Genomic DNA, 21,814 nt, shown 5'->3' on the forward strand with positions numbered 1-21,814 from the left:
CGGCAAATCCGCTACACGAGCTGCGAAAGTGCGAACAGCGCGATGAGGTTGTAGAACGCATGAACGGTCGTCACGACCCAGAATGGCGAGCCGCGCTTTTCCTGCTCGATGAACATCGCCGTCGGCAGTCGCGTCAAAAACGCGATCGCCGTTTCACCCGAAAGCGCCGACGCCCGCGCAAGCCGGTTCATGCATCACACACGCGAAGTCAGCAGGCGAATGCCCGCCGCGCCGAACACGAGCGCAAGGCACGCATCGAGGCCGCGCTGGATGCGCGTGTAGATGCGCCTTGCGGAGGCCATCGAGAAGAGCGCGGCATAGCCGCCGAACACGCACGCCCCGATGCACAGACAGCCCGCGACGACCACGAGCATATGTCCCGGCCCTTCCCCCGCCGACGAGCCGAGCGCCGCCACCGACATCCACACGAGAATCGCCTTCGGGTTGGTGAGATGCAAGAGCGCGCCGCGCGCGTAGAGCCTGCGCACGCTTTGCCCCTGCGCATCCGCCGATGAAGTCCGCACCGGAGGCTTCAGCGCCGCGCGACCCGATTTGAACGCGAGCCACAGCAGATATAACCCGCCGCAAATCTTCACGCCGATGAGAAAGCCCGAGTACGCGGTCAGCGCGGCGGACAGGCCGAGCGCCGCGAGCATCGCCCAGAAGAACGAGCCGGACATCACGCCCGCCGCGAATGCGAATGCCGCGCGCCGCCCCGACGTGCTGGCAATCGACATGATCGCGAGATTGCTCGGCCCGGGACTCGCGGTGCCGACGAAATAAGCCGAGTAGGCAAGGAGCAGATTGGCGCTGAGCAAGGCGTGGCCGTTCATGGCGTTGGCGTCTCCGATTCGATTTATCGACATTCTGACCGGAGAAACGCGCGCGCGTCCATGAACGGCTGGCATTCGCGCGGGCAGGCCAGTTCCTTGCGAACCGGCGCGGCGGTGCTATCTTTGAAGGCGCGCAAGGCGCCGCACGTCTCCATCCGATGCACCCTCACACAAGGACACATCATGGCGAAGGTACTGGTTCTCTACTATTCGATGTACGGCCACGTCGAAACGATGGCGCAGGCGATAGCCGAAGGTGCAAGCGGCGTCGCGGGCGCGGAAGTCACGGTCAAACGCGTGCCCGAGACGATTCCCGCCGACTAGGCCGCGAAGATCGGCGTGAAGCTCGATCAGCAGGCGAGCGTCGCCACAGTCGACGAACTCGCGGATTACGACGCGATCATCTTCGGCACGCCGACGCGCTTCGGCAACATGGCGGGCCAGATGCGCACCTTTCTCGACCAGACCGGCGGGCTGTGGGTGAAGGGCGCGCTCGTCGGCAAGATCGGCAGCGTGTTTTCATCGACCGCTTCGCAGCATGGCGGACAGGAAACCACGATCACGTCGTTTCATAACACGCTGCTGCATCACGGCATGGTGATCGTCGGCGTGCCGTATGCCTGCGCCGGACTCACGAACATGAGCGAGATTTCAGGCGGCACGCCCTATGGCGCGACGACGATGGCATCCGCCGACGGCAGCCGCCAGCCTACGCAGAACGAACTCGATATCGCGCGCTATCAGGGCAAGCATGTCGCCGAACTGGCGACGAAGCTCGCCGGATAGCGATCGACGCCGCGCTCACGCTTCGACGTCGAGCTTCACTTCGTAAAGCGACTTGCCGTCCAGGTCGTGCAGCGAGACCGTCATCGCGCGGCTGGCGGGATCGATCTTCGCGCGGCCGTAAAACTGTTGCAGGGACGCGGGCGAGCGGTTCTGCGGATTGTCCTTCGGCACGCTCACGTAGCGCAGTTCCGGACCGAACGTCGTGTCGAGATCGTTGGGTCCGAAGGTGCCCGCGTTGATCGGCCCGCCGACGAATTCCCAGAACGGCTTGAACTCGGTGAACTTCGCGCGCGACGGATCGTAATGCGTTGCCTGTGCGTAGTGCACGTCGGCCGTGATCCACACGACGTTCCTGATGTCCTCCTGCTTGATGAAGCGCAGGATCTCCGCGAGCTCCAGTTCGCGCCCGAGCGGCGCGCCGTTTTCGGCGTTGGCCCACGCCTCGAACGTGCCCTTCGGCACGTCGGGGTTCGCATCGGGGACGACGAGCGAGATCGGCATGTCGCTCGCGATCACCTTCCACGTCGCGCGCGACGCCTTCAGCGATGCCTTCAGCCACGCCGTCTGCGGCGAGCCGAGAAACGCCGAATCCGCATTGAGACGGGTCTGTCTGTTCGGCGAGTTCGCGCCGCGATACGACCGCTCGTCGAGCATGAACACATCGAGCAGCGGACCGAACTGAAAGCCGCGATAGACCTGCTCCGGATCGAGCTGATTGATGCGATACGGGTTGTATTCGAACATCGCCTGCTTCGCGCGCGCTTCGAGCAAATTGATCGAGCGCACCTGATAGCGCTTCTCCGCGTCGCCGATTCTCTGGCCCGGATACCAGTTGTTGCGCACTTCGTGATCGTCCCATTGCACGAGGAACGGCACTTCCGCGGCGAAGCGGCGCTTGTTCCTGTCGAGCTGGTTGTAGGCGAAGGCCGCGCGGTAATCGTCGAGCGTCTGCGCGACATGCGACTTGCCTTCGGTGACGATGTTGGTCCACATGGAACCGTCGGGCAGCTTCACTTCCGATTCGATCACGCTGTCCGCGTAAATCTGGTCGCCCTGATGGATGAAGAAGTCCGGCGCTTCGCGGCGCATCGCCTCATAGATGCGATAGCCGCCGAAGCGCTCGTTGATGCCCCAGCCCTGCCCCGCTTCATCGCCGGAGAAGACGAACGTGACCGGCTTGTTCGCATCGAGCGATGCCGTGCGCAGGCGTCCCGTCACCGGCTCGCTGTATGCCTTGCCATCGACGAGATCCTGAAAGCGCACGCGATAGAACACGTCGGCGGCAGGCGGCAGGCCGGTCAGATCGACGCGTGCCGTGAAGCCGCTGCTGTCGAGCGCGGCCGGCCCGATGCGTCGCTGGAAGGTATCGAAGCGCTCGCTCGTCGAATACTCGACGATCATGCGCGCCGGCCGGTCCGTGCGGCTCCAGACGATGCCGCTCGTCGCCGTGACATCGCCGCTCATCACGCCGCCGGGCAGTTGCGGACGCAACCTGTCCGCGGTGACGACGGCGGGCGCGACGCCTTGCGCGAGGGCATCGGCGAGACCCGCGCCCGTAAGCGCGAGTCCCGTGCCGGAAACGAGACCCTTCAACAAGGTGCGTCGGGACGGCTTGACGATGCGATCCGGCATGGCGAGCTTCCTATTGGACTTTACGATGGAGTAGTGACGCGCTGCGTCGAATCGACGATGGTAAATCTTAACGGTGTCGCTTTTGTTTCAACGGACGCTGCATGACCCGCATGATTCGATGCGATCAGCACGCGGCGATTGCTGTAACGGCTCACCGCGTCTGACACGCGCTCTTCCCAGAAGCGCCAGTTCGTCGCCGTCGTGCGGCCGATCACGATGAGATCGGCATCGAACTCGCGCGCCGCCTGCGCGATCACGCGCCCGAGCGTCGTGCGCGCGGGCAGGTCCATCGTCACGCACACGCCGTTGATGCTCGACGCGCGTATCGCCTGAAGCGTGCGCTTCTCGACGCCGCGCGCGAGTTCATCGACATGCGCGAGCGCCGCGCCGCAGTCGTACTGCGCGGACGATATCGCCCAGAACGGCGTACGGTCCACCACATGAAGCGCGGTAAGGCGCGCGTTGCATTCGCGGGCCCGCGCGATGCCGAGCGCGAGCGCGGCGTGGCTGTATCCCGGGCCCACTGCGACGAGAATGTGCTTTTGCATGATGTCGTCTCCGTTCGATGGTTCGCGCGCTTCAATGCATGCGCCACGTGCGCTTCACGGCATCGATCACGGCGGCTTCGGTGCAGGTCATCATGCCGTCCGCGACCACCGCCGATTCGCAGAGCGTGAGCACGTCGCGTCTCATGCGCTCGTCGCGCACTTCTTCCGCGAGCTGCTGCACGATGCCTGAATCGACTCGACACGCGTCGTCCCACGTGAGATAGGAGCATCGCGTGAGGTCTTCGCAGACTTCGCGCACGACCTCGTGCAACTCGCCTGCATGAAGCCCGAGCCGCGCATAGAAGCCGCGCTTTTCGAGCTCTTCGATTTCCGCACTGCCGATATGTCCGTCCGCGATGAGCGACATCACGACGATGCGCGCGGCCGCGCGGGGACTGTCCGATGGGTAGTGACGCATGGCATTTCTCCTCGATGAAACGTCGTCAACGAAAGGCAGTGCGATGGTTTCGATCGGGACCGCGCCGCCTGGATGCTTCGCATCGTAGGCGCGGACAATGAGCATCGAATGAGCGTGCGGTGTGCAGTCGATGTCTGGGCGCACCGAACAATCGCACTGAAAATCGTTGGCCAACGCACGACAGTTCAATTTTCGCCGTCCGTGTCCAAGCGCTGTCAGATCCTTGCCGGACAAGGCTCCGACGCGTTTCGCCCGTCGCCTGGCATAGCCGATGCATAAGGCATTGCCGTCGCGTCATGACTGCCTGCCACTGTTTGACGCGACCGGGCCGGCCGCCTCGTGCGCCGGCCCGTTTCTTCCGGCGCCGCGGCTTTCGTATCGCGAGTTACCGGCGGCACGCGCAGGCGCCAAGGAGACAACCATGAACAATTTCGATGACGCCTTCGAAGCGCTGATCGGCAGCGAAGGCGGTTACTCGTTTCATCCCGCGGACCCGGGCGGCGAAACGATGTGGGGCGTGACGGCGCGCGTCGCGCGTGGCTACGGTTATGCCGGCGCGATGAAGGACCTGCCGCTCGAACTCGCGAAGCGCATCGCGAAGCAGAAGTACTGGGATCCGCTGCATCTCGACGAATTCGATCCGCGCGTCGCGTTCCAGATCTTCGATGCGAACTACAACGGCGGTCTCGTCGTGCTGTGGATGCAGAAGGCATCGGGCGCGAAGGAAGACGGCAAGTTCGGCCCCGATACCGTCGATGCCGTGAAAGCCGCCGATCCGATGCGCTTCGTCCTGCGTTTCATCGCATATCGATTGCGTTATCTGAAGGGCCTGCATGCCTGGCCGACGTTCAGCCGCGGCTGGACCGATCGCATGGCGACGAATCTTCTTCTGGGAGCAGCATGATGGACTGGACGAAAGTGGCGGCAACCATCGGCGCGAAGGCGCCTCTTCTGGCGGGTCTCATCGGCGGGCCGGTCGGGCTCGGCGTGAGCACGGCGGCCGCGATCATCTCGCATGCGCTCGGTACGCCGAGCGATCCGGATGTCGTCGAGACCGCGCTCAACGATCCCGCCGCGCTCGACAAGATCAGTCAGGCGGAGAACGCGAACTCGTTGCAGTTGCAGCAACTGGTGGTGGCGGCGGCGCAGGCGCGCCTGTCGTTCGAAGCGGACATGGCGCGCATCGCGGCGGGCGATCGCGCCGATGCGCGCGCAATGGGCATCGCGAACAAGGACTGGGTGCCGAAGGTTCTCGCGATGTGCGTCACGGCCGGCTTCTTCGGCATTCTGCTGTTGATGGCGCTGCGCGCGTTGCCCGAGCCGAACCGCGATCTCGTGAACGTCGTGGTCGGCGCGCTCGGGACCGCATGGATCAGCATCATCGGGTATTACTTCGGGACGTCGGCGGGCTCGATGCGCAAGACCGAACTGCTCGCGCAACCGAGCGTGCCGATCACATCGGAGACCGCCGTCACGTTGCGCGATCCCGCGCCGTCGTCGGCCGGGCGCGATCAGTCCGGCACGAGCATCGACCATGCACCGCGCACGTTCGTGCCGGGCGGACAAGGTCCGATCTTCACGGGCGCGTCCTGAGCTTGTTCGCGTCAGAGTCCGGTGCGCGGATCGTAGGGACGCGCCGGATGATGCGCGATGTTCTCGAACTGCGGCCGGATCGCATCGCTGAAGGTGGTCTTCTGCTGATCGTTCAGGCTGCCGTAGAACTTGAGCCAGGCTTTCGCCGATTGCTCGGACAGGGGCGCGTCCTGCTGCCGGATTTTCTGGTCCAGCGCGTGCAGCGCGGGGAGATCGAGTATCGGCTGCTTGAGCATCGTCTGGATGCGCGCCTGCATCTGGTCCGCGTTCATGCGCTCCGACGAATGGCTCTCGCGCATCGCGTCGAGCGCGGCCTGCCACTGCACTTCCTGATCGGCGGTGAGATTCAATCGATCGTGGAGCGTGCGCACGTCGAATGGCCGCACGCGGGCGGCCGCGGCGTTATCCATCGGCAGTGCCTGCGCGTAGACCGGCGCGGAGCCGAGCCCGAGCGAAAGCGCGGTGACGACGGATAACGCCGAGAGCTTGAGAAGCAAGCCGGTGCTTCGTGCCTTGCGCGCGTTCGCCGATGCGTTGAGCTGGGTCATGTCCTTCCCCTTTCCTTTTGTCGATGTGCGGATGTGGTTGACCGGGTGTGTCGCCGCAACCATGGAAAGGAGTGTAGGGAGGGGGAATTAGGTGAAAGTGAGGGCGTTCGTCCGCCGTGCGGCGCTCCCGAAAATCCTCACCTCTGAGCCGTTGACACCCGCCGCAAAGCCTTTGAATACGGGCGTCGGCAGCGTCCAGACCACACGATCCCGAAAACCCTCACCTCAACCCTCAACCCGACGCAGCTAGATCACGTTCAACATCGACAACGCCGTCTCCTGCAACGGCTGCAACACGCGAGCGAGCGCGGCCTCGCCCGTTTCCTTTCCGATCGGCATGTTCGCCGACAACGCCGCCACCACTTCACCGTGCCGGTTCTTCATCGGCACTGCGATACCGCGCACGCCCATCTGCAATTGCTGCTCGATCGCGACATAGCCATCGATCCGCGCCTGCCGGATCTTTTCGTAGAGCCTTTCCTTGTTGGTGATCGTGAGCGGCGTGAAGGGCTTGAACTCGGTCGCGTCGAGCCAGCCGCGCACCGCTGTCTCGTTCATGTACGCGAGCATCGCGATGCCGCCCGACATCAGCGCGGCCGGCACGCGCGCGCCGAGCACGAAGCCCGTCGTCATCACGCGCGTCGAACCGTTGCGCGCGATGATCACGAGATCCCAGTCATCGAGCACGCTCACGTACACCGACTCGTGAATCAACGCGCTCAACTGCTGCAGGTACGGCTGCACGATGCGCGGCAGCCGCGCCGACTCGAAATACGACCAGCCCATGCGCAGCACGCGCGGCGTCAGGTTGAAGAGCTTGCCGTCGGTCTGCACGTAGCCGAGATGCGCGAGCGTCAGCAGATAGCGGCGCGCCGCCGTGCGCGTGAGGCCGGTGCGCATCGCGGCTTGCGTGGGCGTCATGCGCGCGTGCTGATCGTCGAAGGCTTCGAGGATCGCGAGACCCTTCTCCACACCGGCAATCCAGTCGCGTTTGTCGAGTTCCGGTTTAGTCATGCTGACATGCTTGTTTAGTTATGGATCGCCAAGTGTTTCGGCGCTCAAGCAAAGCCTTTTGCTAGTGCTAACCCCCAAAGTGATCGATTATCGGACACACGCGTACGATAATCGCGCAAAATTTATCATAAAGCGTTGATCCAAAGGGGTTGCGCTCTTATTCTCCAATCACTTTCAGAGCGACGCGAAATTCGGGTGTTTCAAACGCCCCGCCGCTCGACCAGGTTTCAGGCTCAACTCCATAAACCCATTGTTCGGAGACATCTCTATGGCTAGCCCCAAGGAAGACGCGCACAGCGGACGCCAGGCGAAGAAGGCCACCGCGAGCGGCTGGATCGGCTCGGCGCTGGAGTATTACGACTTCTTCATTTACGCCCAGGCAGCAGCACTCATTTTCCCGCAATTGTTCTTCCCGTCGGGCAATCCGAAGGTGGCGATCATCGCGTCGCTCGCGACGTACGGCGTGGGTTACGTTGCACGTCCGATCGGCGCATTCGTGCTCGGCCATCTGGGCGATACGCACGGCCGGAAGAACGTGCTGCTCATCTGCATGTTCCTGATGGGTTTCTCGACGATGGCCGTCGGTCTCCTGCCGACGTATCACAGCGTCGGCATGCTGGCTCCGGCGTTGCTCGTCGTGCTGCGTCTGGTTCAGGGCTTCGCGGTGGCGGGTGAAATCTCCGGCGCAAGCTCGATGATTCTGGAGCATGCGCCGTTCGGACGCCGCGGCTACTACGCGAGCTTCACGTTGCAGGGCGTGCAGGCCGGCCAGATTCTCGCCGCCGCCGTGTTCCTGCCGCTCGCCACGTTCATGCCGGAAGACATGTTCAATTCCTGGGGCTGGCGCATCCCGTTCCTGCTGTCGGCGTTCGTGCTGGTCGCGGGCTACATCATCCGGAAGGAAGTGCATGAAACGCCGGCGTTCACGTCCGAAGAGTCGCACGGCGATCTGCCGAAGTCGCCGATCAAGGAAGCCTTCGCCAACAGCACGCCCGACATGATCCGCGTCGTCTGCATGGCGCTGATGAACGTGATTCCCGTCGTCGCGACGATCTTCGGTGCGGCGTATGCGGTGCAGTCTTCGTATGGCATCGGCTTTCACAAGAGCGTGTACCTGTGGATTCCGGTGGTCGGCAACATCGTCGCCGTGCTGGTGATTCCGTTCGTCGGCAACCTGTCGGACAAGATCGGCCGTCGCCCGATGATGATCGGCGGCTCGCTGATCTCGGGCATGCTGGCCTTCGCCTATCTCTATGCGATCAGCATCCACAGCGTCCCGCTCGCGTTCCTGATGTCGCTTCTGATGTGGGGCGTCGTGTATCAAGGCTACAACGCGATCTTCCCGAGCTTCTATCCGGAACTGTTCCCGACCCGCTCGCGTGTCTCGGCGATGGCGATTGCGCAGAACATCGGCACGACGATCACCGCGCTCCTGCCCGCCCTGTTCGCAGCGGTTGCGCCCCCGGGATCGAACAACATTCCGGTGACGGTCGGCGCGATTGCCTTCGGCGTGACGATCATCGCGGCGATCGCGGCTTACTCGGCGCGTGAGACGTATCGCATCCGCCTGAACGATCTGGGCAAGAAGGACGCCGTGCCGATGAGCGAGCAGGAATACGAGCGTCTGCGTGCCGATTCGATTTCCGTGGACAAGGTGGCGAAGGCGCGCCACGCGTAAAGGTGACCGTGTTGGAGTGATTTGCCGGGCCCTTCGGGGCCCGTTTTTTTTGCGCGCGGCTGGCAATCGCATCTTCACCCCGCATCGCGATAACATGAATGCCCTCTCATCGATGACGCAGAGGCACGAATGCCCGCCTTCAACGAACGCATCCTCAACGGCATCAGCGTGTTCGCCGCGATCGTCGATGCGGGCACGTTCGCCGCAGCCGGCGATCGGCTCGGCATGTCGCAGCCCGGCGTGAGCCGTGCGATCGCGCGTCTCGAAGCGCGCCTGAAGATCCGTCTGTTCGATCGCACCACGCGCAGCGTTGCTCTCACCGACGATGGCCGGCGTTTCTTCGAGCACGTCATGCCGCATCTCGCGGGACTGGAGGAAGCCGCGGCCACTGCATCGGAGGGCGCGACGGCCGTGCGCGGCCGCCTGCGCGTGAACGTCGATCCGATCTTCTCGCGGTTATTGCTCGGCCCGAAGCTCGACGCGTTCCTGAACGCGCATCCCGATCTGCAACTTGAGCTCATCACGAGCGATCGTCTCGGCGACATCATCGCGGATGGTTTCGACCTCGCCGTGCGCTTCGGCGAGCCGCGCGATTCGAGCCTTATCGCGCGCAAGCTGCTCGATACGCCGGTGCGCACCGTCGCCACGCCCTCGTACATCGAACGGCACGGCAAGCCCGCGACGCCGCAGGCGCTCGCCGACGATACGCACACCTGCATTGAGTTTCGCGATCCCGAGACGGCGCGGCCGTTCGCGTGGGAGTTTCATCGCAAGAAGAAGCGTCTGACCGTGCAGACGCGCGGCCGGCTTACGCTCAACGATCCCGGCACGATGCTCAGCACGATTCTCTCGGGCTATGGCATCGCGCAGATTCTGCTGCTCGGCCACGAACACCTGCTTACCGATGGCAAGCTCGTCGACCTTTTCCCCGACTGGCCCGACGAGCGCTTTCCGCTCTATGCGTTTTATCCGTCGCGGCATCATCCGCCTGCGAAGACGCGCGCGTTTCTCGATCTCGTCATCGCGCTGACGGGCGCGAGTTGAACGAAACGCTTCAGTTCAATGCTTTCTCGAACCAGTGATCGGCATAAGGCTCGTCGCTGAACGCGGCGACCTCGACATAACCCGATCGCCGATACAGTGCGACCGCCTCCGCGAGCGCCTTGTTCGTTTCGAGGCGCAGGAGTTTCGCGCCGCTCTGCCGCGCGTGCCTTTCGGCCTCTTCGAGCAATCGGCGTCCTACGCCCAGTCCGCGAGCGTCGGCGCTCACCCACATTCGCTTCAACTCGGCGGGAGCCGTGCCGTGAAACTTGAGGGCGACGCAGCCTACCGCCGCGCCGCGAAGCCTCGCCACGATCAGCGCGCCCTGCGGCGCGGTCAGTTCACGCGCGTCGGCTGAGAGGCTGAGTGACGGATCGAAGCCCCCATCGAAGCGCGCGTTCAACTCGGCGAAGTATTGATCGATGCACCATTGCGCATCGACGCTCGTCGGATCTTCGATCTCGAAACGTATCAGCGACGGCAGCAGCAAGCGCTCGACTTCGGCCATCGCCGCGATCAGCCGCTGGCGCTGCGCCTCGTTCAACGGCGCCAGCATGCCGCCCGCGACGGCATCGGAAAGCCGTTCGAGTTCCTCGCGTTCGGCGCGGCCCGCTTCGGTGAGGCTGGCGCGGCGCACCCTTCGGTCTTCGGGACGAGACTCGATCGCGACGAGACCCTGCCGCTCCAGCGCGGCGAGCGTGCGGCTCAGATAGCCCGAGTCGAGGCCGAGGCGCTCGCGCAGCACGCGAAGATCGACACCCTGAGCCCCGATCTCCCAGACGAGCCGCGACTCGCCCATCGGACGGCCACGCCCGAGGAAATGATCGTTGAGCGCACCGATGCCCTCGGCAACGGTGCGGTTGAAGCTGCGAATCTGGTTGATGTCGGTCGGGTTCATATCTCTGACTCTAGTCAGAGAATTGGCCGACGTCAATCCGAATTCACTTCACAGCGTGACAGGCTTTTCACTGCGCGCGCTTTCGATGATCGCCGCAAGCGTCGCGGCATTGTCGAGGCTCACCTGCGCGTAGTACTCGATCGCGGCGGCGTCGCGCGTCTCGATCATGCGCGCGAAGCTTTCCGCCGCGAAGAGGAAACCGCTGCCCACATCGGACGCGACCGGCTCGAACGGCACCGAATTAGGAATGCCGCGACGCACGCGCATCTGGCTCGGCAGATAGCCGTATTGATCGCCGGCCGTCTGCGCGCTCGTGTGATTGAGATACTCGGTGTCGATCGTGCCCTTCGAGCCGATGATCGTCGCGTATCGATGATTCGCCGCATCCATCGAGCACGAGACCTGCGCGCGACGGCCATCGGCATAGACGAGCGTCGCCATGAGGCTGATGTCGACCTTGCTGTCCGCCCACGTCGCGACCGCATCGACGCGCTGCGGCGCGCTGCCCATCACGAGCCGAATGAGGCTCAGCGGATAGCTGCCCGCGTCGAGCAGCGCGCCGCCGCCGAGCTCGGGCTTCATGCGGATATTCGCGCCGGGATTGCCCACCGTGAAGCCGAAGCTCGCCTGAATCGCGCGCACCTCGCCGATCGCGCCTTCGCCGATCAGCGTCATCATCGCGGCGGTCTGCGGCTGGAAGTAATACGGGAACGATTCGAGCAGCATCACGCCGTTGCGATCGGCGGCCTCGAACATGCGCACGGCTTCGTCGCGATCGAGCGCGAGCGGCTTTTCGCACAGGATGTGCTTGCCGTGATCGGCGGCCTTGATCGCCCATTCGGCATGCAGGCTGTTGGGCAGCGGAATATAGACGGCATCGATATCCGGACTCGCGAGCAGCGCGTCATAGCTGCCGAACCATGTTTCGATGCCGTTCGCTTCCGCGTAGGCTTTCGCGTTATCGTCGCTGCGGCTCGCGACGGCGACGACGCGCACGCGCTCGCTCGGCCTGACATCACGCGTGAATTGCTTTGCGATGTTCGCGGCGCCGAGAATGCCGAGGCGCAGGACGGATGAAGCTTGAGTGGAAGACAAGGCGGGCTCCTTGAGTTTGTACCAAATGGTTCATCCTCGAAAGGTAACACATTCGCCCATGCGTCAGGGCGGGCACCGGTCGGGGCGAACCTTCGTGCCGCGCCGGTCGGCGGGCACATGGCAATTGTCGACGCGTTGCTCATCGCTCGCCTTGTCGCCCAGGCGCTCTTTCAGGGTCTTGGGCTCGGATGCCGCAGCCGGGGCGGCAGCGGGCGCGGCTGCATCGGCTGCAAGCGCGGTGCCGGTCCACGCGAGACATGCGCACAAGAGGACAAACTTCTTCATGATAGGCCCGGCATGAAGGGAGGAAACGACAAGCTTCGTCGCGCACGAGACATGCGACGCCCCGCTTCTTGCGCTTTCATTCACGCATGCATTCCGCTGACGATATCCTTCGCGTGCGCCGTCGATGCAACCGCGCGCAAGCCGCGCACCCGAACGATCAGCCCGCTCGCATCGTCACGATTCGTGATTTCGAGCGTCGCGTGATGCCGTTGCGCGACGCGCAGCGCGATTGCGAGCCCGAGGCCGCTGCCGTGCCCCGAGGTGCCGACGCAGCGATAGAAGCGGTCGCATACGCGGCCGATCTCGCTCTCCGGAATGCCCGGGCCGGAGTCCAGCACGGTCAGCGCGATGCCTTCCGTTTCGCGCCGCAAGGTCACGTCGACGCGGCCGCCGTGCGGCGTATGGCGGATCGCGTTGTCGAGCAGGTTGTTCACGAGCACGGAGAGCGCCTGCACATCGCCCATCACGGTGAACGCGTCGTGTTCGTCCCGCGCCTGTTCGAGTTCGAGGCCGAGGTCGATCGAGCGGGCTTCGGCCAGCAAGGAGAAATCGCTCACGCGTAGCTCGCACAGCGTGCGCAGGCTCATCGGCGCGATGGCCGCCTCGCGCGCGGCATCTTCTCGCGCCATGCTGAGCAGTTGCTGCGCGAGGTGGATCAGCCGGTTCAGGCGGCCATCGATTTTCGCGAGCGTCGCGGCATCGACCTGAAGCGAACCGTCGCCGATTGCGCCCTGGATTTGCAGCTTGAGCGCCGTGAGCGGCGTGCGCAGCTCGTGCGCGGCGTCCGCGACGAACGTTCGTTGCGCCTGCGATGCGTCGCCCAGGCGCGCGAGCAGGTCATTCAATGCATTGACGAGGGAATGCAGTTCGACGGGCATCGGCTTGTCGAATGCAATGGGTTCGAGCGACTCCGGAGAGCGCGCGGCGAGCGATTCCGACAGCCAGCGCACCGGCGAGAGCCCGCGCGCGACGACGAAAAGCACGATCACGACGATCACGGGTATGAGCAAGGTAAGCGGCCAGATCGTGCGCAGCGCGAGCGAGATGGCGAGGTCGTCGCGGATGTAATAAGGCTGAGCCACCTGCACGAAGCGGTCCGGCTGCGCGACACCGAACGCGCGCCAGCGAAAGCCTTCGCGCTCGGCGGATTCGAAGCCGACGCCAAAGCGCGGCAGCGCCGGCTCGCGCGGCGAGTGATAAATGAGCCGGCCCGAGCGGTCCCATATGTCGATGACGAGCCTGTCGTCCGAAATGCCGTGCAACTCGTGATCGCGCCCTTGCGCGACGTCGTCGGCGTTGATGTTGTGCGGCAGCGAAAGCGCGACGGTGCGCAGCTCGTAATCGAAGAGCTCGCCCGCTTCCAGCCGCGCGGTGCTGAATATGCCGACGCCCGCGATCAGACACGCGACGCCGAGGCCGCAAATAAGCCATCCGAGCAGCCATCGGCGAATGGATGTCATCCGATCCTCTTCAGGCGATAACCCACGCCGCGCACCGTCACGATTTCCTCCGCGCCGATCTTGCGCCGCAAGCTGTGCACGTGGACTTCGATCGCGTTGCTGCCCACTTCCTCGCCCCAGCCGTACAGCTTCTCTTCCAGCTCCGAGCGGCGAAACACACGCGACGGCTCTTCGATCAGCGCCTGGAGCAGCGCGAACTCGCGCGGCACGAGATTGAGCGCGACACCACCCTTGCTCGCTTCGTGCGCGGCGGGATCGAGGGACAGCTCGCCGTGCGAATACACCGGATGCTTGTGACCCGTGCGGCGTCGCAGAAGCGCGCGCACGCGTGCCGCGAGCTCATCGAGATCGAAGGGCTTCATCAGGTAGTCGTCCGCGCCGGCATCGAGGCCACGGATGCGGTCATCGACGGCATCGCGCGCGGTCAGGATCATCACGGGCGCATTGCCGCCGTTCTTGCGATAAGTACCGAGCACGTCGAGGCCGTCGCGCTTAGGCAGATTCAAATCGAGCAGCACGAGGTCATATACGCCATTGCCGAGCGAAAGCTCCGCGGCCCGGCCGTCCTGCGCCCAGTCCACGGTGTAACTCGCGCGACGCAACGCGGCGAGCACGGTCTCCGCGATCATCTCGTCGTCCTCCACCAATAACAGGCGCATGCGCTTTCTCCAGGCTCGAACAGGGGCTCACCGATTCTCCGGCCTGCATGCTTAAGCGCCACTTAAGCTTTGCGCGCTGCCGCACATGGTGGCCCCGTTATCGGCATTGCGCGCGTCCTGCTTAAGCATTGCATAAGCTTCGTCCCCGCACTATACCGTCGAGCGCGCCGATTCGCGGGCGCGCGGCCCGGAGATGCCGATGCGATCGTCCACTCTTGTTTCCCTGCGTGCGAACACGGTGCTGATCGCGTTGTGCATCGCCGCGTCGGATGCAGCGTGGCTCACGGTCTGCGGCTGCACGGGTCACGTGCATGCGCTCGAAAACACCGCGGTGCGCCTCGCGACGCTCGCGAGCGCGGTAGGCATCGTGCTCGTCGTGCGGCACATCGCGAAGCTCGCATTCGATGCCGCCCGAACGGCGCGTCGCATCGCATGGGCCGCCGACAGGCTCGTGATCGACGGAACCTCCCCCGGCGACTGGCTGGTGCAGCTTCATGCAGAACTTCATCCCGCCAGCTCCCGGCTAAACGCCGCCGCGCGAGCCTGTCCGCGCGCAGTGGCGTCCTGCAGAGTGCCACGCGGTCGGGCGTGACCTCGGATCTCGCCCGATCCCCTTCACCCGGCCTCTCCGCCGGGTTTTTTTTGCCCACGGCCGTTTCTTAGCGCGGCGATACAAGCCGCTTTCACGCGTATTTCAATGTGCATTCGTTCGCTTATCTAAGCATCTCTTAAGGTTCGCGAAGGCAGGCTTCGGGTTCTCGACACGCATTCGAATCCTTGCGATGTGCAGGGCAACTGTGGAGATCCTCATGCCGTGGTTCATGTGCTGCATCCGGACGCGACGATCATGATGGCGCATTCGGTTCCTTTGTTCGTATGGCTCGTCATCGCGCTGTGCTGCGCCGCGACGTGCCACGCGACATTCGCCGCGCTCGTGTTTCCCGGCTTGCGCGGCGCGGCCGGCGCGCGGCGCGGCGACGACACGCCCGGCTCCGTCAGCGTGCTGAAACCGCTGTGCGGCACCGAGCCGCGCCTGTACTCCAACCTCGAAACCTTCTGCACGCAAACGCATCCGTCATACCAACTGCTGTTCGGCGTGGCGAGCGCGTCCGATCCGGCGGCGGGCGTGGTCGAGCGGCTCGCGCGCGCCTTCCCGAAGCTCGACATCGAACTCGTGATCGACGGCACCGCGCACGGCAGCAATCGCAAGGTGGGCAATCTCATCAATCTCGCCGCGCGCGCGAAGCACGATCTCATCGTGATCGCGGACAGCGACATCGCCGTCGAGCCGGACTATCTCGTGCGCGTGACCGGGCCGCTCGCCGATGCCAACGTGGGCGTCGTCACCTGCCTGTATCGCGCGCGGCGCGTGGGCGGCTTCTGGTCGCGCATCGGCGCGCTGTTCATCGACGAATGGTTCGCGCCTTCGGTGCATGTGGCCAATGTGCTCGGACAGAATCGCTTCGGCTTCGGCGCGACGCTCGCGCTCAGGCGCGACACGCTCGTGAAGAGCGGCGGCTTCGAGGCCGTGCGCGACTGTCTCGCGGACGATTACTGGCTCGCGGAGCACGTGCGCGCGCTCGGCTTGCGCACGCTGCTGTCCGACGTGGTTGTCACCACCGACGTGATCGAACACGATCTGGCCTCGCTCTGGCGCCGCGAAACGCGCTGGCTGCGCACGATCCGCTCGGTCAATCCGCTCGGCTTCGCGTGCCTGTGCGTCACGTTCACCACGCCCTGGCTTCTGACGAGCGCAATCCTCGGACTCGGCTTCGAGCACGGCACCGAGACCGCGCAAAGCATCGCGGACACCATCGTCGATCTGAGCACGTCGCTCGGTCTTTCCGCGCGGCTTCTGCTGCACTGGCGCGCCGCACGCTCATGGCGCGCGTTCTGGCGCGATCTCCCGTTCATTCCGTTGCGCGACCTGCTGATGTGGCTGCAATGGCTCGCCGCATCGTTCGGATCGAGCGTCATGTGGCGCGGCGTGCGCATTCCGCTCGACGACGCACGCGAGCGCTACGACGCCAACGCCTCCGACAGTCAATAACCTATTCACCGGACCTCGCACCATGAAGCACACGCTTTTCCTTCAGGCGCCCTCTTTCGACGGCTTCGACGGCGGCGCCGGCTCGCGATATCAGGCGAAGCGCGAAATCCGCTCATTCTGGTATCCGACGTGGCTCGCGCAGCCTGCCGCGCTCGTGCCCGGTTCACGCGTGCTCGACGCGCCCGCCGACGGCGTGTCCGTCGAAGCCACGCTCGATATCGCCGCGCAGCACGAGCTCGTGATCATCCATACGAGCACGCCTTCGTTTCCCACGGATGCGCTGTTCGCCGAGAAACTGAAGGCGCGCGCGCCGGGCGTCATGATCGGCATGGTGGGCGCGAAGGTGGCCGTCGATGCGCGCAACTCGCTCGCCGCGAGCGAAGCGATCGACTTCGTGTGCCGCGAGGAATTCGATTTCACCTGCAAGGAGATTGCCGAGGGCCGCGCGTTCGCCGATATCAAGGGACTCAGCTATCGCCTGCCCGATGGCTCGATCGAACACAACGAAGCGCGCCCGATCCTCGAAAACATGGACGAGCTGCCGTTCGTCGCGCCGGTCTACAAGCGCGATCTCAAGATCGACAACTATTTCATCGGCTATCTGAAGCATCCGTATGTGTCGATCTACACCGGACGCGGCTGCCGTTCGCGCTGCACATTCTGCCTGTGGCCACAGACGGTCGGCGGACATCGCTATCGCGTGCGCTCGGTCGAAAACGTGCTCGCCGAAGTGAAGTGGATACGCGACAACATGCCCGAGGTGAAAGAGATCATGTTCGACGACGACACCTTCACGGACTTCAAGCCGCGCGTCGAAGAGATCGCGCGCGGGCTCGGCAAGCTCGGCGTCACATGGTCATGCAACGCGAAGGCGAACGTGCCTTATGCGACGCTCAAGATCATGAAGGAAAACGGCTTGCGGCTTCTGCTCGTGGGCTATGAATCCGGCGACGATCAAATCCTCCTGAACATCAAGAAGGGCCTGCGCACGGATATCGCGCGGCGCTTCGCGGACGATTGCCGCAAGCTCGGCATCAAGGTGCACGGCACGTTCATCCTCGGCTTGCCGGGTGAAACGAAAGAGACGATCGAAAAGACCATTCGATACGCGAAGGAGATCAACCCGCATACGATCCAGGTCTCGCTCGCGGCGCCCTATCCCGGCACGACGCTCTATAACCAGGCGGTGGAGAACGGCTGGCTCGCGGAGAACAAGGTCATCAATCTCGTGAGCAAGGAAGGCGTGCAACTGGCCGCTATCGGCTATCCGCATCTGTCGCGCGAAGAGATCTATCATGATCTCGAACGCTTCTACAAACGCTTCTATTTCCGTCCGTCGAAGATCTGGGAGATCGTGCGCGAAATGCTCACGAGCTGGGAAATGATGACGCGGCGCCTGCGCGAAGGCGTCGAGTTCTTCCGCTTCCTGCGCGCACACGAGGCATGATGCCGTGCGTGGAATCATCGTCACCGCCGACGACTTCGGGCTGCACGAACGCGTGAACCATGCGGTCGCGCGCGCGCATCGCGAAGGCGTGCTCACGTGCGCGAGCCTGATGGTCGGCGCGAACGCCGCTCACCACGCCGTGAAGATCGCGCGCGATCTGCCGTCGTTGCGCGTCGGCCTGCACCTCGTATTGACCGATGGCGCCGCGACGCTGCCGCGTTGGTCGATCCCGGATCTCGTCGATGCGCGCGGCTCGTTCGAAGGCTCGATGTTCGAGAACGGCGTGCGCTTCTTCTTTTTGCAACGCGTGCGGCGGCAGCTCGCCATCGAGATCTACGCGCAGTTCAAGGCATTCGCCGCGACCGGTCTCGAACTCGATCACGTCAACGTGCACAAGCATTTTCATCTGCATCCGACGATCCTCGCGCTGATCCTCGAAATCGGGCCGCAGTTCGGCATGCGCGCGATGCGCCTGCCGCGCGAGATGCACGGCTCGCTCTTTCTCAGGCCGTGGGTCGCGCTGATGAAAAAGCGGCTCGACGATGCGGGCATCGCTCATAACGACTGGGTCGCGGGAATCGCCGCGACGGGTCGCATGGACGAATCCGCTTTGCTCGCGGCGCTCGCAAAACCGCGCGAAGGCGTGCTCGAAATCTATAGTCATCCCGCGACGGAAGGCGCGCCCTTGACGCCATCGATGCACGATTATCGTCATGTGGATGAACTGGAGGCCTTGTGCTCGCCGCGCGTCGCGCGCGCCATCGAATCGACAGGGGCGATGCACGGCGGCTTCGCGGATGTGTTCGGACACGCCCGCATGCCGGAGCCAACTACGTGACGACATGGCTCAAACGCATCGCGTGGCTGCGCTGGCCGGCGGCCATCGCGCTGCTGATTGCGCTCGCGTTGCACGAAGGCATCGCGGATGCGTTCACGCTCATCGCGCATACGGGGCCGGTGCTTCTGTGGCTCGTGCCGCTGCACGCATTGCCGTTGCTGCTCGATGCGCGCGCATGGCAGCTTCTGCTCGACAAGCGTATCGATCTGCTCGCGCTCTGGTGGATCGCGGTCGTGCGCGAAGCTGTCGGACGCCTGCTGCCGGTGCTCGGCATCGGCGGCGAGCTCGCGGGCATCCGGCTCGGCACGCGCTATCTGCCGGATGTGAGTCGCGTAAGCGCATCCGTGATCGTCGAGATGCTCGTGACGATCGCGGTGCAATACACGCTCGCGATGCTCGGCCTCTTCCTGCTGCGCTTTCATGCGAGCGATTCGGGCGGCGGCATCGGCAACGTGATCGGGGCGGGTCTGGTGGCGTCGCTGCCGATCTGCGTGGCGGCGTTCGTCGTCGCGCACAAGGGCGCGCCGTTTCATCGGCTCGAAGCGATGGCGCGGCGCTGGCTCGATCCCGCTCACGCGCTCGCAGCGAAGCTCGACGGCAAACGGCTCGACCATGACATCCGCGCGTTGTTGCATCGCACGCCGCTGCTCGCGCGCGCGTTCGCGTGGCAGTTCGCGGGATACGTGCTCGGCGCGATCGAAGTCTTTGCGGCGTTCGATATGCTCGGCCATCCGGTTTCCATCGCTGGCGCGATTGCGATCGAAACGCTCACGCAGGCCGTGCGCAACGCAGTGTTCATCGCGCCCGCGGGGCTCGGCGTGCAGGAAGCGACGATCGTCGCGATCGCGTCGGCGTTCGGCGTCGATCGACAGGCCGCGCTGTCCTTCGCGCTGCTGCGGCGCGTGCGCGAGTTCGTGTGGGGCGGCATCGCGCTCTTGCTGCTGCGCGCCGCGGAACCGGAACGCGCGGAGACATTCGCACGCGATCGCGGTTGAAGGTGAGAACTTTCGGGAGCACGATTTTTCTTGCGAAAGTTGCAATACGCAACTAAATTGAACGGATGTGGTTGCACTTCGCAACCGATGGAGACGTCATGGATTTCATCGACACACCCGTTCAATCGCGCGACAAAACCATCCTCGAACTGCGTGAGTTCTCGCGCAAGCTCGTGCGCGAACTGGGCTTCATGCGCAACACGCTCGCGGATAGCGGCCTCGCGCCGTCGGCGGTGCACGCGATCATCGAGATCGGCGCGACGCCCGGCATTCAAGCGCGCGATATCGCGCAGACTTTGCGGCTTGACAAGTCCAACGCGAGCCGGCAGATCGCGCGGCTCGAAGCGGCTGGACTCATCACGCGGCAGACATCGAGCGAGGATGCGCGCTCTTCCGAGCTTTACCTCACTACGTCAGGTCAGAAGCTGCGCAGAAAGATCGACAAGTTCGCGACCGATCAGGTTTCCGACGCGCTGCGCCGCATGGTGCCCGAAGATCAGCAGACGCTCGTGCGCTCGCTCGCGCTCTACGCCGATGCGCTCGCGCACGGTCACGACCACAAGACGCAGCACGCCGCGCATACGCACAGCGCGCGCATCGTCGAGGGATATCGGCCGGGCTGCATCGGCGACGTGGCGAGCCTGCACGCGCGCTTCTACGCGCATCATGCGGGCTTCGGCGTGTTCTTCGAGCGCAGAGTCGCCACCGAGCTGGCCGCGTTCGCCGAAAGCCTGCCCGCGCCAGACAAGGCGTTGTGGCTCGTCATGGACGGCGAGCGCACGCTCGGCTCGCTTGCGATCGACGGCGACGCTGCGACGCGCGTCGCGCATCTGCGCTGGTTCATCATCGACGATGCCTTGCGTGGCAGCGGCATGGGAAGGCAATTGATGGCGCGCGCGATGGAATTCGTCGATGCGCATTACGACGAGACGTATCTCTGGACCTTCAAGAGTCTCGATGCCGCGCGCCACTTGTACGAATCCTTCGGTTTCACATTGACCGATGAAGCCGAAGGCACGCAATGGGGCACCTCGGTGACCGAGCAGCGCTTCACGCGCCGCCCGGTTCGATGATTCATCGACGCAGAGCGCGCGACGTCGGCCCGAGGCGTTGCGCGAAACGCCGCGCGCATTCGATGCCGAACGGGCTCGGACGCGCGCCGCGATCGTGCAGGACATCGAAGCCCATGCGCCATGCCGCGATGCGCTTGCCGTAACAGGTGAGCGTTTCCAGGGACTGCATCACGAAGACGATTTCCGGCAGCGTTTCCGCATACAGCGATTCGGCGTCGTGCTCGCGCCCGTCGGCGAACGCCTGATGAATCGCGACCTGACGATCGTACGCATCCGGCGCGACGATGAGGCCATCACAACCCGCGCGCAGATTGTCGATGAGCTCCTGACCGCCGCGCCCGTTGAACACCGCGAGCGTCTGTTCGAGCGCGCGCAGACGTTCGATGGTCGCGCGGATCGTCACGGCCGGGCCTTCGCCTTTGAGCAAGCGAAAGTTGGGCTGCTCGGCAGCGAGCGCGGCGATCGATTCCGCGGACAGACCGACGCCGAGATATTCCGGCGCGTTCTGAATGCCCGCGTTCGCGCCGGTCCGTTCGAGCACTGACGCGAAGAAGTCGTAGTAGAAGGCTTCGGGCTCGCCGCGCATCGATGGCGGCTGAAGGATGAGCCACGACGCGCCGCGTTCGAGCGCGTAATCAGCGAGCGCGACTTGCGACTCGATGCTGTCGCCGGTGATCGTGACCGCGAGCGGCACGCGGCCCGCGATGTGCGCGGCGCAGTCGTCGATCATCGTGCGCTTTTCGGTATCGGACAGGCGATTCACTTCGGTGGCGAGACCGAGCGTGACAATGGCGGGCGCGCCCGCCGCGATGGTCGCGTCGATCTGTCTGCGCGTGGCGTCGCTGTCGAGCCGGTTCAGCGTGTCGAAGTAGGCGTAGAGCACCGGCCACATGCCGGATGGCGGCGTTTGATGATCGGACATC

The 21,814-nt window shown here is 64.4% G+C and carries 23 protein-coding genes and 1 pseudogene; 11 read left to right on the top strand and 13 right to left on the bottom strand.

Annotation, left to right across the window (positions count from 1 at the left end; genetic code table 11):
• Window positions 1-11: 11 nt before the first annotated feature.
• Together ACEN42_RS23190 and ACEN42_RS23195 are read right to left on the bottom strand one after the other, a co-directional pair.
• Window positions 12-191 carry a hypothetical protein gene (locus ACEN42_RS23190; protein WP_371881620.1) on the bottom strand — a complete coding sequence of 60 codons (180 nt, stop codon included), beginning with the start codon at window positions 189-191 and terminating at the stop codon, window positions 12-14.
• Between the two features lie 3 nt (window positions 192-194).
• On the bottom strand, window positions 195-833 hold the full coding sequence (locus ACEN42_RS23195; protein ID WP_187605430.1) for a LysE family translocator: 639 nt from the start codon (window positions 831-833) through the stop codon (window positions 195-197).
• Between the two features lie 183 nt (window positions 834-1,016).
• On the opposite strand from ACEN42_RS23195, the pseudogene wrbA reads away from it, so the two are divergent.
• Window positions 1,017-1,619, top strand: a pseudogene (wrbA, locus tag ACEN42_RS23200) (NAD(P)H:quinone oxidoreductase).
• A 15-nt stretch (window positions 1,620-1,634) separates the two neighbouring features.
• Here wrbA and ACEN42_RS23205 read toward each other — a convergent pair.
• From ACEN42_RS23205 to ACEN42_RS23215, 3 genes are read right to left on the bottom strand one after another with little or no spacing between them, the layout of a single operon-like run.
• Window positions 1,635-3,251, bottom strand: coding sequence for an alkaline phosphatase (locus tag ACEN42_RS23205; RefSeq protein ID WP_371881621.1), 1,617 nt, complete (start codon window positions 3,249-3,251; stop codon window positions 1,635-1,637).
• A gap of 20 nt (window positions 3,252-3,271) precedes the next feature.
• Complete coding sequence (locus ACEN42_RS23210; RefSeq protein ID WP_238293591.1) at window positions 3,272-3,799, bottom strand: universal stress protein; 528 nt, start codon at window positions 3,797-3,799, stop codon at window positions 3,272-3,274.
• A gap of 31 nt (window positions 3,800-3,830) precedes the next feature.
• Window positions 3,831-4,217, bottom strand: a complete 387-nt coding sequence (locus ACEN42_RS23215; RefSeq protein WP_035502822.1) for a hypothetical protein — start codon at window positions 4,215-4,217, stop codon at window positions 3,831-3,833.
• Between the two features lie 421 nt (window positions 4,218-4,638).
• On the opposite strand from ACEN42_RS23215, the gene ACEN42_RS23220 reads away from it, so the two are divergent.
• Both ACEN42_RS23220 and ACEN42_RS23225 read left to right on the top strand, forming a co-directional pair.
• Window positions 4,639-5,121, top strand: coding sequence for a glycoside hydrolase family 108 protein (locus ACEN42_RS23220; RefSeq protein WP_035502886.1), 483 nt, complete (start codon window positions 4,639-4,641; stop codon window positions 5,119-5,121).
• Window positions 5,121-5,810, top strand: a complete 690-nt coding sequence (locus ACEN42_RS23225) for a hypothetical protein (RefSeq protein WP_371882282.1) — start codon at window positions 5,121-5,123, stop codon at window positions 5,808-5,810. Before ACEN42_RS23220 ends, ACEN42_RS23225 begins: the two co-directional genes overlap by 1 nt.
• An 11-nt stretch (window positions 5,811-5,821) precedes the next feature.
• On the opposite strand, the gene ACEN42_RS23230 is transcribed toward ACEN42_RS23225, so the two are convergent.
• Complete coding sequence (locus ACEN42_RS23230; protein ID WP_371881622.1) at window positions 5,822-6,358, bottom strand: Spy/CpxP family protein refolding chaperone; 537 nt, start codon at window positions 6,356-6,358, stop codon at window positions 5,822-5,824.
• Between the two features lie 246 nt (window positions 6,359-6,604).
• The gene (locus tag ACEN42_RS23235) at window positions 6,605-7,372 is read right to left on the bottom strand and encodes an IclR family transcriptional regulator C-terminal domain-containing protein (RefSeq protein WP_371881623.1); all 768 of its coding nucleotides are present in this window, start codon (window positions 7,370-7,372) and stop codon (window positions 6,605-6,607) included.
• 268 nt (window positions 7,373-7,640) lie between these two features.
• On the opposite strand from ACEN42_RS23235, the gene ACEN42_RS23240 reads away from it, so the two are divergent.
• Window positions 7,641-9,050: an MFS transporter gene (locus tag ACEN42_RS23240; RefSeq protein ID WP_187605426.1), complete on the top strand. Its 1,410-nt coding sequence runs from the start codon at window positions 7,641-7,643 to the stop codon at window positions 9,048-9,050.
• A 129-nt stretch (window positions 9,051-9,179) separates the two neighbouring features.
• On the top strand, window positions 9,180-10,094 hold the full coding sequence (locus tag ACEN42_RS23245) for a LysR family transcriptional regulator (protein WP_371881624.1): 915 nt from the start codon (window positions 9,180-9,182) through the stop codon (window positions 10,092-10,094).
• Window positions 10,095-10,104: 10 nt separating this feature from the next.
• On the opposite strand, the gene ACEN42_RS23250 is transcribed toward ACEN42_RS23245, so the two are convergent.
• From ACEN42_RS23250 to ACEN42_RS23270, 5 genes are all read right to left on the bottom strand, one after another.
• On the bottom strand, window positions 10,105-10,989 hold the full coding sequence (locus ACEN42_RS23250) for a GNAT family N-acetyltransferase (RefSeq protein ID WP_371881625.1): 885 nt from the start codon (window positions 10,987-10,989) through the stop codon (window positions 10,105-10,107).
• Between the two features lie 48 nt (window positions 10,990-11,037).
• Complete coding sequence (locus tag ACEN42_RS23255) at window positions 11,038-12,084, bottom strand: Gfo/Idh/MocA family protein (protein ID WP_371881626.1); 1,047 nt, start codon at window positions 12,082-12,084, stop codon at window positions 11,038-11,040.
• Between the two features lie 63 nt (window positions 12,085-12,147).
• A complete protein-coding gene (locus tag ACEN42_RS23260) occupies window positions 12,148-12,369 on the bottom strand; it encodes a hypothetical protein (RefSeq protein ID WP_371881627.1) in 222 nt (73 codons plus the stop codon).
• Window positions 12,370-12,449: 80 nt separating this feature from the next.
• The gene (locus ACEN42_RS23265; RefSeq protein WP_187605422.1) at window positions 12,450-13,829 is read right to left on the bottom strand and encodes an ATP-binding protein; all 1,380 of its coding nucleotides are present in this window, start codon (window positions 13,827-13,829) and stop codon (window positions 12,450-12,452) included.
• Window positions 13,826-14,488, bottom strand: coding sequence for a response regulator (locus ACEN42_RS23270; RefSeq protein WP_035502804.1), 663 nt, complete (start codon window positions 14,486-14,488; stop codon window positions 13,826-13,828). The genes ACEN42_RS23265 and ACEN42_RS23270 overlap by 4 nt, the downstream gene beginning before the upstream one ends.
• Window positions 14,489-14,687: 199 nt before the next feature.
• Here ACEN42_RS23270 and ACEN42_RS23275 point away from each other — a divergent pair, with 199 nt between their 5' ends.
• From ACEN42_RS23275 to ACEN42_RS23300, 6 genes are all read left to right on the top strand, one after another.
• Window positions 14,688-15,080 (top strand): hypothetical protein, encoded by a 393-nt coding sequence (locus ACEN42_RS23275; RefSeq protein ID WP_371881628.1) that lies wholly within the window; start codon window positions 14,688-14,690, stop codon window positions 15,078-15,080.
• 255 nt (window positions 15,081-15,335) lie between these two features.
• Window positions 15,336-16,538 (top strand): bacteriohopanetetrol glucosamine biosynthesis glycosyltransferase HpnI, encoded by a 1,203-nt coding sequence (gene hpnI / locus ACEN42_RS23280; protein ID WP_371882283.1) that lies wholly within the window; start codon window positions 15,336-15,338, stop codon window positions 16,536-16,538.
• A gap of 22 nt (window positions 16,539-16,560) precedes the next feature.
• Window positions 16,561-17,985: a hopanoid biosynthesis associated radical SAM protein HpnJ gene (hpnJ, locus tag ACEN42_RS23285; RefSeq protein ID WP_371881629.1), complete on the top strand. Its 1,425-nt coding sequence runs from the start codon at window positions 16,561-16,563 to the stop codon at window positions 17,983-17,985.
• Between the two features lie 4 nt (window positions 17,986-17,989).
• Window positions 17,990-18,823 carry a hopanoid biosynthesis-associated protein HpnK gene (hpnK, locus tag ACEN42_RS23290; RefSeq protein WP_371881630.1) on the top strand — a complete coding sequence of 278 codons (834 nt, stop codon included), beginning with the start codon at window positions 17,990-17,992 and terminating at the stop codon, window positions 18,821-18,823.
• Entirely contained in the window at window positions 18,820-19,818 is a 999-nt protein-coding gene (locus ACEN42_RS23295) for a lysylphosphatidylglycerol synthase domain-containing protein (RefSeq protein ID WP_371881631.1), read from the top strand. Before hpnK ends, ACEN42_RS23295 begins: the two co-directional genes overlap by 4 nt.
• A gap of 98 nt (window positions 19,819-19,916) precedes the next feature.
• Window positions 19,917-20,891 carry a GNAT family N-acetyltransferase gene (locus ACEN42_RS23300; RefSeq protein ID WP_371881632.1) on the top strand — a complete coding sequence of 325 codons (975 nt, stop codon included), beginning with the start codon at window positions 19,917-19,919 and terminating at the stop codon, window positions 20,889-20,891.
• A 1-nt stretch (window position 20,892) separates the two neighbouring features.
• Here the strand turns inward: ACEN42_RS23300 and ACEN42_RS23305 are convergent, their stop codons facing one another.
• On the bottom strand, window positions 20,893-21,813 hold the full coding sequence (locus ACEN42_RS23305; RefSeq protein WP_371881633.1) for a dihydrodipicolinate synthase family protein: 921 nt from the start codon (window positions 21,811-21,813) through the stop codon (window positions 20,893-20,895).
• Window position 21,814 lies beyond the last annotated feature (1 nt).

Source organism: Caballeronia sp. S22 (assembly GCF_964261745.1).
Lineage (GTDB): Bacteria > Pseudomonadota > Gammaproteobacteria > Burkholderiales > Burkholderiaceae > Caballeronia > Caballeronia jiangsuensis.